The sequence below is a fragment of the Hamadaea sp. NPDC050747 genome (assembly GCF_040654195.1).
Lineage (GTDB): Bacteria > Actinomycetota > Actinomycetes > Mycobacteriales > Micromonosporaceae > Hamadaea.
Map to the genome: position 1 here is coordinate 492660 of NZ_JBFAHM010000004.1, position 13731 is coordinate 506390.

Annotated in this window: 13 protein-coding genes; 7 read left to right on the plus strand and 6 right to left on the minus strand. The window is 68.5% G+C overall.

What is annotated here, in order from left to right:
* Window positions 1-81 precede the first annotated feature (81 nt).
* Complete coding sequence (locus AB0H43_RS11710; RefSeq protein ID WP_359999335.1) at window positions 82-1338, minus strand: cellulose binding domain-containing protein; 1257 nt, start codon at window positions 1336-1338, stop codon at window positions 82-84.
* 317 nt (window positions 1339-1655) lie between these two features.
* Here AB0H43_RS11710 and AB0H43_RS11715 point away from each other — a divergent pair, with 317 nt between their 5' ends.
* The gene (locus tag AB0H43_RS11715; protein ID WP_359999221.1) at window positions 1656-2615 is read left to right on the plus strand and encodes a PaaX family transcriptional regulator C-terminal domain-containing protein; all 960 of its coding nucleotides are present in this window, start codon (window positions 1656-1658) and stop codon (window positions 2613-2615) included.
* On the opposite strand, the gene AB0H43_RS11720 is transcribed toward AB0H43_RS11715, so the two are convergent.
* Window positions 2602-2862 (minus strand): DUF664 domain-containing protein, encoded by a 261-nt coding sequence (locus AB0H43_RS11720; RefSeq protein WP_359999222.1) that lies wholly within the window; start codon window positions 2860-2862, stop codon window positions 2602-2604. The genes AB0H43_RS11715 and AB0H43_RS11720 overlap by 14 nt on opposite strands.
* Window positions 2863-2892: 30 nt before the next feature.
* Window positions 2893-4770 (minus strand): glycoside hydrolase family 15 protein, encoded by a 1878-nt coding sequence (locus AB0H43_RS11725; protein ID WP_359999223.1) that lies wholly within the window; start codon window positions 4768-4770, stop codon window positions 2893-2895.
* A 204-nt stretch (window positions 4771-4974) separates the two neighbouring features.
* On the opposite strand from AB0H43_RS11725, the gene AB0H43_RS11730 reads away from it, so the two are divergent.
* Complete coding sequence (locus tag AB0H43_RS11730; RefSeq protein ID WP_359999224.1) at window positions 4975-6534, plus strand: nucleotidyl transferase AbiEii/AbiGii toxin family protein; 1560 nt, start codon at window positions 4975-4977, stop codon at window positions 6532-6534.
* 55 nt (window positions 6535-6589) lie between these two features.
* Window positions 6590-6832, plus strand: a complete 243-nt coding sequence (locus tag AB0H43_RS11735) for a hypothetical protein (RefSeq protein ID WP_359999225.1) — start codon at window positions 6590-6592, stop codon at window positions 6830-6832.
* A 21-nt stretch (window positions 6833-6853) separates the two neighbouring features.
* On the opposite strand, the gene AB0H43_RS11740 is transcribed toward AB0H43_RS11735, so the two are convergent.
* Window positions 6854-7300: a VOC family protein gene (locus AB0H43_RS11740; RefSeq protein ID WP_359999226.1), complete on the minus strand. Its 447-nt coding sequence runs from the start codon at window positions 7298-7300 to the stop codon at window positions 6854-6856.
* A 62-nt stretch (window positions 7301-7362) separates the two neighbouring features.
* On the opposite strand from AB0H43_RS11740, the gene AB0H43_RS11745 reads away from it, so the two are divergent.
* Window positions 7363-8007, plus strand: a complete 645-nt coding sequence (locus AB0H43_RS11745; protein WP_359999227.1) for a helix-turn-helix domain-containing protein — start codon at window positions 7363-7365, stop codon at window positions 8005-8007.
* A gap of 300 nt (window positions 8008-8307) precedes the next feature.
* Window positions 8308-8889, plus strand: coding sequence for a dihydrofolate reductase family protein (locus AB0H43_RS11750; protein WP_359999228.1), 582 nt, complete (start codon window positions 8308-8310; stop codon window positions 8887-8889).
* Between the two features lie 55 nt (window positions 8890-8944).
* Here the strand turns inward: AB0H43_RS11750 and AB0H43_RS11755 are convergent, their stop codons facing one another.
* Both AB0H43_RS11755 and AB0H43_RS11760 read right to left on the minus strand, forming a co-directional pair.
* On the minus strand, window positions 8945-9793 hold the full coding sequence (locus AB0H43_RS11755; RefSeq protein ID WP_359999229.1) for a methyltransferase domain-containing protein: 849 nt from the start codon (window positions 9791-9793) through the stop codon (window positions 8945-8947).
* Between the two features lie 224 nt (window positions 9794-10017).
* Window positions 10018-12399, minus strand: coding sequence for an excinuclease ABC subunit UvrA (locus tag AB0H43_RS11760; RefSeq protein ID WP_359999230.1), 2382 nt, complete (start codon window positions 12397-12399; stop codon window positions 10018-10020).
* A 151-nt stretch (window positions 12400-12550) separates the two neighbouring features.
* Here AB0H43_RS11760 and AB0H43_RS11765 point away from each other — a divergent pair, with 151 nt between their 5' ends.
* Both AB0H43_RS11765 and AB0H43_RS11770 read left to right on the plus strand, forming a co-directional pair.
* Entirely contained in the window at window positions 12551-13312 is a 762-nt protein-coding gene (locus tag AB0H43_RS11765; RefSeq protein ID WP_359999231.1) for a TetR/AcrR family transcriptional regulator, read from the plus strand.
* A gap of 240 nt (window positions 13313-13552) precedes the next feature.
* On the plus strand, window positions 13553-13720 hold the full coding sequence (locus AB0H43_RS11770) for a hypothetical protein (RefSeq protein WP_359999232.1): 168 nt from the start codon (window positions 13553-13555) through the stop codon (window positions 13718-13720).
* The last annotated feature ends 11 nt before the right edge of the window (window positions 13721-13731 follow it).

Consider the following 13731-nt stretch of genomic DNA (forward strand, 5'->3'; position numbering starts at 1 on the left):
CCCGAACAAGTGCGGCGGCCACATACACGGCGCATGACGTGAGATGACCCCGGGCCAGCCGCCGGGGTCATCTCACCGCGATCAGGGACTGGTGCAGGTGGGTGACGGTGTCGACGGACTGCCGCTGGCGAGGAAGCCGAAGGTCGTCGAAGAGTTCGCGGCCAGCGAGCCGTTATAGGAGACGTTACGCATCGTGACGTTCGATCCGGCAACCGAGAGGGTCGCGTTCCAGACCTGGGTGATGGTCTGGCCACTGGCCAGCGTCCACTGGACAGTCCAGCCGGTGATCGGCGCGTTGGCGGCGCTGACGGTCACCTCACCCTGGAACCCGCCTGGCCACGCGTTGATCGTCCGGTAGGTGGCGGCGCACGAGCCCGCCGGCGACGGACCGCCTGAGCTGGAGCTGCTCGGCGAAGGACTGCTCGACGGGGACGCACTTCCGGACGGAGATGAGCTGGTGGACGGCGAGCCGCTCGGCGACGGGCTGCTCGGGAACTGAGCCAGGAAGGTGTTCACCTCCGACGACGTCCACGTACGCAATCCGCTGGTCGCGGTGGTGCCGTCCACGGGGCTCGGCGTGTGGTCGCCGTCGAAGGCCGCCCATTGGACGGGATAGCCGGACCGGCACCCGGAGTAGACCGTCGTGATGTGGGTGAGGCTGCCCTGGGAGGGCTCGCGTGGGCTTTGCGCGGTGCAGCCGTTGGCACGCACGAAGGTGTCGCGCAGGGACCGTCCGTTGGAGATGTTGAGCACGCTGTCATGGGTGCCGTGGATGCCGAAGTAGCCGACCGGCTGGGTGCCCCCGCTGCATCCGCTGAGGTTGGCGCCGGAGTAGACCACGACCGCCCGGAAGACCGCGGGCCGGGCGCAGGCCAGGGCGTAACTCATCGAACCGCCGTAGCTCCACCCCATCGCGAAGATCTGGCTGGTGTCCACGCACAGGTCGCCTTCGACGAGCCGGACGAGGTCGTCGACCAACGTGACGTCGCGCCCGTTGGTGTTGGCCCAACCGTTGTCGATGCCCTGCGGCGCGACGAAGATCGTGCTGCCGCTCGACAGCTGCTTTTGGCCGTAGAAGGCCCACGCCGCTCCGTCGGGTCCGCCGGTGGCGACGTCGTTGGCGGTGCCGTTGAGCCAATGCAGCCCGAAGATGAGCCGGTATGGCTGGGCGTTGCTGTATCCGCTGGGGATGCTCAGGATGTAGCTACGGTTCTGGCCGCTGCTTTGAATCGAATGCGTTCCGCTGGTGAGCGTCGGCGTCTTGCCGCAGCCGGCCGTCGGCCCGGCCTGGGCCAGCCGGGGCACGAGGAGAACGGCGCCGGCCAGGGCCAGGGTCATCAGGCTTCCCAGCACCCAACGATGCCGCTCCGGTGTGGTCATTCGTCTCATGACACTTCCTTGATCACAACAGTCTGCGGGTCGCTGCGCCAGGTCTGCTTCTTTGGAAATCCGGCAGTCTCCCGCGTAGGTGGTCGGGACCACTCGAATATGTGTCAGATAGTCTGACCGCAGGAGGCTAAACTGTCAATCGATAGATATCTAACGCATAAGACGCTCAGGTCGTTGATGGACGGCAGGGCGGCAGCCTGGAGCACGCTTATCATGGACAGGACCCCGGGGGCCGTGGGTCGGTCCGCCCCAGCGCCGGAGTCGCCGTGGTCAGTCCATTCGAGATCGAGGAGATCTTCCCCGAGGAGGCGCCGGCATCGCGGCTGCCCCGGCGGCGGCAGGAAGGCGCCTCGGCGCAGGCGCTGGCGGCGACACTCATCGCGGATTACACCTTGCCGGAGCGCATCTGGCTGCCGTCGGCCGCCATCGTGGCACTGCTGGTCGAATCCGGCGCCAGCAGCGGCGCGGCCCGCACCGCGATCAGCCGCCTGACGCGCCGAGGCGTACTGGAGAGCAGCCGCGACGGCCGGCACAGTTCCCACCGGCTGACCGCCGACGCGGCCGGCGAGCTACTGACCGGTGGCGCCTGGATCGCCCGGTTCGGCCACCAGGACCGTGTCTGGGACGGGTGCTGGACGCTGGTCGCCTTCTCGCTGCCCGAGGCTCAGGGCGCCCGGCGCCGATCGCTGCGGGCCGAGCTGCGATGGCTGGGTTTCGCGCCGCTCTACGACGGACTTTGGGTGTCGCCGGACGACCTGAATCCGACGGTCGAGCGTCGTCTTGCCGCGGTCGCGTTCGGTGCGTTGACCGTCTTTCGAGCCAGGCATGCCGACCTCGCCGTCAGGGCGAACCGGAGTCCGGTCGACGCATGGGATCTGTCTGCCATCGCCGAGCACTACGAGGAGTTCGATCGGCGGTGGCGACCGCTGCTACCGCGGGTACGCCGAGGCGAGATAACCGGAGCGGCCGCGATCGAGGCCCGCACGCAGATCATGGACGCCTACCGGCGTATCCCCTTGCTCGATCCACAGTTGCCCACTGAACTGCTGCCGGCCGGATGGCCTCGCTCGCGCGTCCGCGACCTGTTCGTGGCCGTTTACGACGGGCTCGCCGGCCAGGCCGAGAAGCACGTCCAAACAGTCGTGAGTCAGGCCGCCGCCACGCCAGTGTCCGTCGCCGTCCGCGCCCAGACGATGGTAGGTCTGGCTTCCATCAGCCTCGGCTGACGACTCGGAAACAGGCCCGGAAGTTTCGGCGCACTCGACGCTGCAGTTGCCGTTCGGCCCCGGTCAGATGCTGGACCAGGCCCAGCAGGGTGGTGTCGGAGACGACCAGGCGCTGCCGTAGCTGGTCCTCGCTCAAGCCCGCGGCCTTCTTCAGCACGCAGGAGCGGGCGAAGGACAAGAAGGCATGGGCGGTGTCGAGCTCGCCGGCGTCGTTCCGCGGGACGGCCTCGCGTTGGGATTCGATCATGCCTGAGCTTAGTTGATCACGCCCGCGGCGCTACGCCAGTTCGGCTGGGCGGCGCTCGTCCGGGGTGTCGAGGAAGTCGTTGAGCGTGACGGCGGCGTTGATCAGCGCCAGGTGAGTGAACGCCTGCGGGAAGTTGCCGAGGTGTTCACCGTGCAGGCCGAGTTCTTCGGCGTACAGGCCGACGTGGTTGCCGTAGGTCAGCATCTTCTCGAACACGAACCGGGCGTCGGCCAGCCGTCCGGCGCGGGCGAGGGTTTCGACGTACCAGAAGGTGCACATGGAGAAGGTGCCTTCGTGGCCGCGCAGGCCGTCGGGGGACGCAAGCGGGTCGTAGCGGTAGACCAGGCTGTCGGAGACGAGGGCGTCGCCGATCGCGTCCAGGGTGGACAGCCATTTGGGCTCGGTGTCGGAGATGAAGCCGACCAGCGGCATGACCAGGAGCGCGGCGTCGAGCACGTCACTGCCGTACGCCTGCACGAACGAGCGCCGCTCGGGACTCCAGCCCCGGCTCATGACCTGCTTGTGGATCTCGTCGCGGGCGGCGATCCATCCGCCGGTCTCCGCCGGCCAGCCGAGTTCCCGGGCCAGCCGGATCGTCCGGTCGAGCGCGACCCAGGACATCACCCGGGCGTAGACGAAGTGCTTGCGCCCGCCGCGGGTCTCCCAGATTCCTTCGTCGGGCTGGTCCCAATGTGCGGCCACCCAGTCGGCGAGCCGGCAGAGCCGCTCCCAGCCGCTGGTGCCCAGACGTCCTGCGCCGCCCTTGTACGCGGTCCAGATGGCGTCGAGCATCTCGCCGTAGATGTCGAGCTGCAGCTGGTGGGCCGCGCCGTTGCCGATCCGGACGGGTCGTGAGCTGCGGTATCCGTCGAGGTGGCTGAGGGTGTGCTCGTCGAGATCCGAGGAGCCGTCGACCCGGTACATGATCTGCAGCGGCCCGCCGTTCGCGCCGCCGACACCGCCGGGACGGGCCGACAGCCAGCGGAACAGACGCCGGGCTTCGTCGACGTAGCCGAGGCGCAGCAGGGCGTGCACGGACAGGCTCGCGTCACGGATCCAGGCGTACCGGTAGTCCCAGTTGCGTTCGCCGCCGATCTGCTCGGGCAGGCCCGCCGTGGGTGCCGCGACGAGCGCCCCGGTGGGGCTGTAGGTGAGCAGCTTGAGGGTGATCGCGGAGCGCATGATCGTCTCCCGCCATCGCCCTCGGTAGGCGCTCGAACTGACCCAGCGGTGCCACCAGTCCAGTGTGGAGCGATACCGGCCGTCGATCTCGGCGGCGGAGACCCGCCGGGGCACCTCCTCCTCGACGCCACCGCTCACGGCGAACCACGCCTCCTCCCCGGCGGCGAGGTCGAGGACGGTGGTGATGTCCTCGCCGTCGGGGACGAGCTTGCGATCACTGTCGAAGCGAAGCGAACGTCCACTCGCCCGGAACACCGCAGACTCGCCGTCGTGTTCCAGCCGGTGCTCGGCCCGGCCGTAGTCGAACCGGGGCGCGCAGCGGACGTCGAGACGGACCTCGCCGCGTACGACGCGCACCATCCGCACCAGCAGGTCGACGGTGTCGGTCGCGCGGCCGGTGACGGGCATGAAGTCGACGACCTCGGCGACCCCCTGCTCGCCGAGGAACCGGGTCACCAGCACCGCCGAATCGGGCAGGTAGAGCTGCCGGGCCGACCACTCCTCCCCGATCGGCGCGATGCGGAACAGCCCACCCCGCTCGGGGTCGAGCAGGCTGGCGAACACGCTGGGCGCGTCGAAACGTCCCGGGCAGTACCAGCTGATCGCTCCGGTGGTGTCCGCGAGCGCCGCCGTCCGCAGGTTGCCGATCAGCCCGTGCTCGGCGATCGGGACGTAGTTCTGGGTGTCGATCGCCTGCTCCGCCTGCACGCTGTACAGCATCTTCATACTGATCCGCACCCCACCAGCTGTCTGAGTTCGGCGATGTCCGGCAGGTCGATCTGGCGCGTATCACGTGACGCGCGGCCGACCAGGGCGGCCACGCCACCCACGGCAAGGCTTCATTGTCCCACGGACCGGGCCTGGCCTGCGCGCATTCACCCAGGCTCGCGGGAGCGGAAGATCGGCGGCCGCTGTGGGATCGTCATGCGCATGGCGAACGCGTTCGAGATCCATCTGACCGTCGGCTACGACGTCGAGCGGGCGGCCGTGGTGGCTCAGCGCCACGGCGCGAAGTTCGCGCACATCATGCTCGACCGCGGCGCTCGGCAATCGCAGCCCATGATCACCATTTCCGGCACGGGTACGCTCGCCGCCCAGCACAAGCTGGTCACCCGGTGGCAGCGAATCCTCGCCAAGGCCGGCTTGTACGTTTTCCGGACGAAGATCGAGGGTGCGCCCTGGAACGACGGCGTGCCGGACACCGAGGACGAGGCCCGCCGCGAGCCGACCGGCCGCTACTTCGAACACCACCTCAAGCTGCTACTGCCGGACGCGTCCGCCACCCGGCTGATCGAGCTGACCCAGGTCGTGGAGCCGTTCGGGGCACGCCTGTCACGCAACGCTCGGCGGCACCACGACGACAGCCGGCACGAGCGGTTCGTGACGCAGCGCTGCTTCGGGGTGGGACGCAGTGGAGCCCGGGAGCACCTCGACGCGCTCGTGACCGCCCTGCGTACGCGGCCGGAGGAGATCCTCGAGGTGGAGGCCGAGTATGTCTTCGAAGACTCTCGCCTCGGCTACGACGACGGCTGGTTGGCCGAGACCCCGCACTTCTACAACCAGGCGTACGAGGACACACACCGTCACGCGCCGGAGGGGGAGGTCGATTATCCGCCGACTTACCTGCCGGTTCCCGAAGACGGCCCGACGGTGTACCAGCGGGCGGCGTTCGACCCTGCCTTGAAGCAGTACCCGAACGCGTACCGGGCCGGCGAGCCGGTGTTCCAGGTCCGCACGGTGGACGCACGCTGGCGAGCGACCCGGCAGGCGTCGGCCGCCCATGTCCTCGCCTTGATCACCGCCTCCCGCTGGGCCGACCATCTGGTGCTGCGGGGAAGCACGACGCTGCGGGCGTGGCTGGGCGAGACGGCCCGCGAGCCGGGCGACCTCGACTTCGTCGTCGTCCCCGCCGACTTCCGCGCCAACGCCCCGTCCGCCGACCGCATGCTCGCCGACATCGTCGAGGCGGTACGCGCCGACCCCGGTCCGGGTCTGCGGGCCGAGCATGTCGCCGCCGTCGACATCTGGACCTACGACCGGGTGCCCGGCCGACGGCTGACCTTCCCTTTCGTCGCCCCCGACCTGCCCCGCGGAACCGTCCAGGTCGACTTCGTCTTCGGCGAGGCGATGCCGGTCGCGGCTCAACGCGTATCCGTTTATGGAGTTGATGTTGCTTGCGCGCCGCCGGACCTGGCGCTGGCGTGGAAGCTCATGTGGCTGGAATCGGACATGTACCCGCAGGGCAAGGACCTGGTGGACGCCGCGCTCCTGGCGGAATACACGACCGTCTCGCTGGACTTGGTCCGTGACGTATTACGGACCGCGCCGCCCGGCACGGGCATCGAGCCGGACGGGTTCACCGCGGCGTCGGTGCTGAGGTGGGACGTGGATTGGGAGAACTTCGCCGACGAGTACCCCGGTGCGGTCGGGGACGCCCGCGAGTGGCAGGAGCGGCTGGCTCGCGCGCTGGATCGGTCGTTCGCGGCCTGAGCGATCGACATTCGACGGACACCACGGCGAAGGATCGCGCTTGTACGATGCGTCGATGGTGGAACCTGGAATGTCGTTCGGCAGACTCGCCGCCCTGCTCTGCTGCCCCATCGTCGTGCTCGCCATTGTGGGCGGAGTCGTCTGGGCGATCGTTTACTTCACCCGCAGGCAGAGCAGGTCCGCCGGCCAAACATCGACTCCGCCGGTAGCGCAGCCGCCCCACGCGCAGCCGCCTTCTTCGCCGCCGCAGCCGCCCGCGCCTCCGGCGTCGGAGCCGACGCCGCCGTCGCCGGAGTAGGTTCGGCCGCTAACGCTGTCCTTAGTGGGCGACCGCCCGACCGTAACCGGGCCGGTGTGACTGATCGATGCCATGCTGGTCCCACGAGTACAGGTGCAGCGTCAGACCATCCGGATCGTCGAAGACCAGCAGCCAGCCGATGGACGCCTCGATGACCGGCGAGCGGCGGATGCCCAACTCGTCGAGGCGCGCCGCCCAGGCTTCGATGTCGTCCTTGCCGTCGACCGCGAAGCTGACCGGATCGAACCCCTGACAGCCTTCGGCGGCCTTCGGGTTCACCCGAAAGGCGATCATGGTGTCGCCCAGCCCGGGTGCCGTGCCGGCCACTCCCCTGGTGACGCCGTCAGCCTCGGGGAACTCCATGGTCGTCTCGAACCCGAAGACCTCGCCGTACCAGGCCACCGAGCGAGCCAGATCGGTGACGGGGATCTTGATGTGGTGGATGCCGGACAGGATCGGCTTGTTCATCGGGGACCCCCGAACACATTGGGCGCAGCCGCGCTGCGGCGAATATCTGTAGAATGCTCTTCATGGCCGAACCCGTCAAGAGGCCCTACCGGTCGCCGGCCCGCGCTGCGGCCGCCGCCGTCACCCGTGAGCGCATCCGCGAAGCCGCGGGCCGGCTGTTCACCGCCCAAGGCTTCGCGGCGACCACGATGAAACAGGTCGCGACCGACGCCGGCGTCGGCGAACGGACCCTCTACGACGCCTTTCCCACGAAAGCCCAGCTCTTCGGACACATCCTCGCTGTCGCCACAGTCGGCGACGAGCAACCGATCCGGGTCGCCGAACGCCCTGAAATCATCGCCGCCCACGAGGCAGCCGATCCCCGTGAGGCGATCAGCCTCTTCGTCGCCTACAGCAGTGATCTGCTGGAGCGAGCCGGAGACCTGATCATGGTGAGCGTGGAGGCGGCCGGGACCGACCCCGACATGCGAGCCGCAGCCGACGCCGGCTCCCGCGCCCACCACGAAGTCATGCTCGCCTTCGCCCAGGCACTCGACGCTCGCGGCGCGCTGCGGCCAGGCCTAGACACGACGACCGCCGCCGACATCCTGTACGCGCTCAGCTCGCCTCACATGCACCAACTCCTGCGACGGCACCGCGGATGGGGTGCTGAGCGCTATCGCAACTGGCTCACCGAGGCGCTGGTACGCGAACTCCTCGGTGAATAGCCCGCGGCCGTGTAACACGCGGGCCATAGCTGCGCCCGATGCCGGTGGGCGTCGGCGATGCTGTGGGTGTGGAGTACGTGTCCAGAGTGCCGCGACCGCCGCTGGACGGGCTGATCGACGACCTCTACTACCTAGAAGGTGCACCGCCGTACGCCCGGCTGACGCTGCCGCCAGCGCCGGCGGCGTTGCTCGTCGGGCCACACGCTGGACGGCTGGCCGCTGCCGGCCGATTGATTTCTTACAAGACCGGCAGCTCACGACACGTTAACTTGGGGGCAACCTGAAGCAGAGGAGAGCCCCGTGGGCAAGGTAGTCATGTACAGCTCGGTTTCGGTGGACGGCTTCGTCGCGGACGACAATGACCAGCCCGGACCGCTGTTCGACTGGTTGTCCAGCGGTGACGTCGCGTTGGACGAGAGCGGCGTGCTGAAGGTGTCGCAGACGTCCTACGACTACACCCGGCCGTATTGGGATCAGATCGGGGTAACGGTCGTCGGCCGCCACGTCTTCGACCTGACGGACGGCTGGGATGGGAAGCCTCCGGGCGGAATCGACCACGTGGTCGTCGTGACGCACCGGCCGGCGCCCGACGGGTGGGACCCCGAGGCGCCGTTCCACTTCGTCGACGGCGTCGAGGCAGCCATGGCCAAGGCTCAGGAACTTGCGGGTGACCGCGTTGTCGAGGTCGCCGCCGGCAACGTCGGTGGCCAGGTGCTTGCCGCGGGCCTCATCGACGAGGTGCGCATGGACGTCGTTCCCGTCGTGTTCGGGTCCGGCAAACGCTACTTCGGATCGGTCCAAGGACAGCACCTGTTGGAGGATCCTGACGTGATGATTCAGGGCAACCGGGTGCTTCACCTGCGCTTTCGAGTACGCCGTTGACCAGGCTGAACGGCACGCGAACACATCCACTGCCGAGGGTGGCACAAGGTCGGCCCTAGGCCGGGCGGCGTCCCCAGGCCGAGATGAGCGGGGCGAGCGTGAGATCGAGTTCACCGGCTTCGATGGCGGCCAAGTGGTCGTCGACCTGGGCGTCGTCGGCCAGCCCAGCGGCGAGCAGTTCGGTGCGGACCATGCGTACTGTCGCGGATTCGAGCCGGTCGCAGGCCAGCCCGCCGACCGGGAAGCTGCCGGACGCGGTTACGTCGACCAGGCCTGCGGTACGCAACGCGTGCGGCAGCGTACGGCCGTAGCGCATGTCGGCGCCGCGCCGGGTCATCAGCTCCCGGACTGCGCGGCGCAGCCGGTTGGCGCGCCGCTGCGCCGGGCCGACCTCGTCGAGGCAGGCCAGTGGCTGCAGCTCGGTGTCGGCATCTTCGATCAACAGCCAGCCGCCGGGTCGCAGCGCCGCCACCATCGTCGCCAACGCGCGGGCACGGTCGGGTACGTGAACGAGCAGGAGCCGCGCGTGGACCAGGTCGAACGTGCCTGGCTGCGGCGGCGGATCCGCGACGATGTCGTGCCGGCGCACCTCGTAGCCGCTGTCCGGGTCCAACCAGGTCGGATTGATGTCCGTGGCCAGGACGTAGCCGGTCGGTCCGACGGCCTTGGCGAGTGCCTCGGGGATGCTCGGCCCGCCGGCACCGACTTCCCAGCAGCGCCAGCCCGCCTTCATTCCGAGCCGGTCGAGGTGCCCAAGCGTGACACCGTCGAACAGCTGAGCCAGCCAGGTGAACCGCTCGCCCGCCTCCATTCGTGCGTTGTCGAGCAGATAGCCGTGGCCGGGGGATGATTCGGCAGCGTCCGACTCATGCTCGGGATCGGCAGCGGATTGCGAGGAACTCACGCCCACATCCTCACGACCCACCGCGCGCTGTGCCAGCGCGACACACGAAAACGCTGACATAACCTCGCTCCAGCCAGCCGGAGCCGACGCCTTCGGCGAACGGGCTATTGCCGGAAAGCCGTACCGTTCGGACGGGTCAAGCCGGATTGTTCGTTCTCCAATGAAGACGCGGTTGTGACTCAAGGCCGATAGCCGGGCGGTGGTACTGCCTGCGCCGGCCGGCATCAGCCGAATGATCCCGCTGCCTGGTGGTGCACGGAATGTCGCCGAACGGCGGCACAATCCGCCTCACGTTTGCTCGTCTGGCTCGCGTCTGCGGCGTTGTCGGAGCCGGCGTCAGACTGGACGTGAAGCCGCAAATGCGTCGCGGTGTGCGTGTCGCCCGTGGCGATCATCTGATCCGGCGTGCCCTCGAAGACGATGCGGCCGCCCTCGTGTCCGGCCTCGGGACCGAGGTCGATGATCCAGTCGGCGGCCGAAACGATGGCGAGGTTGTGTTCGATCACGATGAGTGTGGAGCCTGCGGCGACCAGGCGGTCGAGCAGAATGAGCAACCGCGCGATGTCGGCGATGTGCAGCCCGGTAGTCGGTTCATCGAGGATGATCGTGCGACCGGGTGTTCCCAGTTCGGCGGCGAGCTTGAGTCGTTGCCGTTCGCCGCCGGAAAGCGTCGTGAGCATCTGGCCGAGGGTGAGGTACTCGAGCCCCACGTCGCGGAGCCGTTCGAGGATGCGCAGGATCGGCGGCTGAGGGAAGAACTCGAGTGCGCCGGTCACGCTCATCTCGAACACGTCGGCGATGCTCCTGCCGTTGACAGTGTGAGCCTGGGCCTCCGGGGTGAAGCGGCGTCCGTCGCAGACCTCGCACCGGGTGAGCACCCCTTCCATGAAGGCGAGGTCGGTGTAGATGACGCCGTTGCCTTCGCAGGCGGTGCATCCTCCGGTCGAGTTCGGTGTGAAGAGTCCGGCTGGCTGCCTCGTGGCCTTGGCGAAGGCATCGCGGATGAGGTTCAGCAGGCCCGTGAACGTGGCCGGGTTGGAGCGTCGCGATCCCCGGATCGGTCGCTGGTCGATGACCACGGCGTCGGGCTCGGCTGCGGGCAGGCTGCCGAGGATGAGGCTGCTCTTGCCGGACCCGGCGACGCCGGTCACGACGGTCATCACACCCTGCGGGACGCGGGTGCTGACGTGCTGGAGGTTGTTGGCGGTTGCGTCTCGAATGTCGATCCATCCGGTCGGCTCGCGGCGCGCTCGCTCCGTTCGCCGGTGGTCGCGCAGCCCTCGCCCGGTGGGGGTAGCCGCGCGGATCAGCCCGGTGTAGTCGCCCTGATAGACGATCTGCCCGCCGGCGGCGCCGGCTCCGGGGCCGAGGTCGATGATGTGGTCGGCGAGCGCCATGATGTCGGGATCGTGCTCGACCACCAGCACGGTGTTGCCCCGGTCTCGCAGGGCCAGCAGCATCCGTCCGAGTGCCGCCACGTCACGCGGATGGAGTCCGACCGTGGGTTCATCGAAGACGTAGAGCATGTCCGCCAGGGCGCTGCCGAGGTGACGGACCATCTTGATCCGCTGAGCCTCCCCGCCCGACAGCGTGGAGGTCGCGCGGTCGAGGCTGAGGTAGCCCAGTCCGAGCGTCTTCATCCGTTCCAGATGGACGCGCAAGCTCGCGACCAGCGGCGCGACCGCGTGGCCGTCGATGCCGGCTGTCCAGTCCAGCAGGTCGCTGACCTGCATGGCGTTGCAGTCCGCGATCGAGGTCCCGGCGATGAGGCTGTCGCGTGCTGCGGCCGCCAAGCGACTGCCGCGGCATTCAGGGCAGGCGCCTCGTGCAACTATCCGCTCGAAGGCCACCCGCTGGGCGCCCTTGAACGAGGCAGCCTCGCGCTGGAGATAGATGCGGTTGAAGCGCGACACCAGTCCCTCGTAGGCGGTGCCCACCGCGTCCATGCCCGCCGGCGGGGTGTACTTTCCCGCCGGAGCGTGCAGGAATAGCTCGCGCTGTTCGGGTGTGTAGTCGCGCACCTTCATGTCGGGATCGAAGAACCCCGACTTCGCGTATGCCTTCCACAGCCACGTCCCCGGCTTGAACGTCGGGAAGGTGATCGCTCCCTCGTTCAGGGAGCGGTCGTCGTCCACCAACTCCGCCTCGACCGCGGTCGAGGCGACGCCGAGACCCTGACAGTTCGGGCACATGCCGGCGGGGTCGTTGAAGCTGTATGCGTTCGAGTAACCCGCGGACGGATGCCCGAGCCGCGAGAACAGCAGCCGCAGCCGCGCGCCGATGTCGCTGATGGTGCCCACCGTGGAACGCGGGCCGCCACCGAGCCGTTGCTGATCGACCACGATTACCGCGGACAGGTTCTCCAGCACGTCCACGTCCGGATGGGCATAGCTGGGCAACCGGCCTTGGGCGAACGCGGAGAACGTCTCGTTGAGCTGACGCGCGGACTCGGCCGCGATGGTGTCGAACACCAGCGACGACTTTCCCGATCCCGAGACGCCCGTCACGACGACGAGTTGATGCTTGGGCACGTCGATGTCGATGTCTTTGAGCGAGTTCTGCCGCGCGCCCCGAACCCGGATCGCGTCCACCTGATCGAGCTTCACGACAACCTCCTGCAACGCCGTCGAACGCGGGCGCGACCGAAGCCTGCCAACGACTTCAGGCCCACCCGCGCACGGTGATCGAGCCTCGCGGACTCTCGCCCATGGGCGACTCTACGGTGTATTATACAACGTAGAGTTGGAGGAGTGGGCGATGGCGAAGCGCACCGGAGTCGATGAACTCAAGCTGATCGGGCTGCTCTGGCGCGAGCCGCCCGTCGGTCCGCGTAGCGGCCTCAGCGCCCGGAGCATTACCGCCCTCGCGGTCGGGCTTGCCGACCGCGAGGGCCTGCACGCGGTGACCATCCGCCGCCTTGCCACCGAGGCCGGCGTGACCGCGATGGCGCTGTACCCCCACATCGGCGGACGTGCGGAACTGATCGAGCTCATGCTCGACCACGTCGCCGGTGCCACTTACGAGAAGGTCGGCACGCCCAACCACTCCGACTGGCGCGCGCGTATCACGGCGATCGCCGAGGCCAACTGGACAAGTTGCCAAGAGCACCCCTGGATCACCGACATCGCTCCCGGCCGGCCCGTCCCCGGTCCCGGCACGTCGAGCAAGTACGAGGCAGAGCTACGGGCACTCGACGGAATCGGACTGACCGACATCGAGATGGATCACACGCTGACGGCACTTGTCTCTCTCGTGTATGGCACGGCACGAGCCGCTCTCGCAGCCCGACGTGCGCGCGAAGCCGATGAGCCTGACGACGCCCAGTGGTGGTCGAGTATTGAACCGGCGCTGACCGCAGCCATCGGCGGCACCACGCGATTCCCTACGGCTTCGCGGGTGTCCCACGCTCTCGGTGCGGCGACCGGGAAGGCGAACGATCCAGAGGGTGCCTACCGGCGCGGTGTGGCGTTGTTTCTCGACGGGCTCGCGCTACAGCGCGAAGGGCCGACCGGCCAGTGAGAGGGAAGGCGCTTTTCCGATCGAGATGTCTTGCCAACCCGGCTCCTGCCGGGATTACGCGTCTCGTGACGAACCATGGCCCGTCAGCCGCCCGAGGGCGATACTCGACTCCGAGAGAAAGGGCGGCGGAACGGAGCACGCGAACCGACGGCAACCTCAGTGAGGAAGCACGATGGCTGGGACGCCAACGCCGAGTGGACCACATCGGGTCGCGACGTTACGACGCGGACGGGAGTTGAGGTGTCGCAGGAGGACAGGGACGCCCGGCTGGGCCTGACGGGCCTGACATCGGAGCAGCGTCGGCAGCGGATCGCTGAGATGGAGCATGACTTGGCCAGGAAGTACGCCGTGGCCAAGGCCACATTGGACGCCGCGCGGGCCTCCCGGCGGAAGCTCCCGGACGCGTGAGCCCGGGCCCG

Coding starts and splice junctions, on each gene's coding strand:
- AB0H43_RS11710 (WP_359999335.1), bottom strand. CDS start 1,338: ATGACCCTGGCCCTGGCCGGCGCCGTTCTCCTCGTGCCCCGGCTGGCC.
- AB0H43_RS11720 (WP_359999222.1), bottom strand. CDS start 2,862: ATGATCGAATCCCAACGCGAGGCCGTCCCGCGGAACGACGCCGGCGAG.
- AB0H43_RS11725 (WP_359999223.1), bottom strand. CDS start 4,770: ATGAAGATGCTGTACAGCGTGCAGGCGGAGCAGGCGATCGACACCCAG.
- AB0H43_RS11730 (WP_359999224.1), top strand. CDS start 4,975: ATGGCGAACGCGTTCGAGATCCATCTGACCGTCGGCTACGACGTCGAG.
- AB0H43_RS11735 (WP_359999225.1), top strand. CDS start 6,590: ATGGTGGAACCTGGAATGTCGTTCGGCAGACTCGCCGCCCTGCTCTGC.
- AB0H43_RS11740 (WP_359999226.1), bottom strand. CDS start 7,300: ATGAACAAGCCGATCCTGTCCGGCATCCACCACATCAAGATCCCCGTC.
- AB0H43_RS11745 (WP_359999227.1), top strand. CDS start 7,363: ATGGCCGAACCCGTCAAGAGGCCCTACCGGTCGCCGGCCCGCGCTGCG.
- AB0H43_RS11765 (WP_359999231.1), top strand. CDS start 12,551: ATGGCGAAGCGCACCGGAGTCGATGAACTCAAGCTGATCGGGCTGCTC.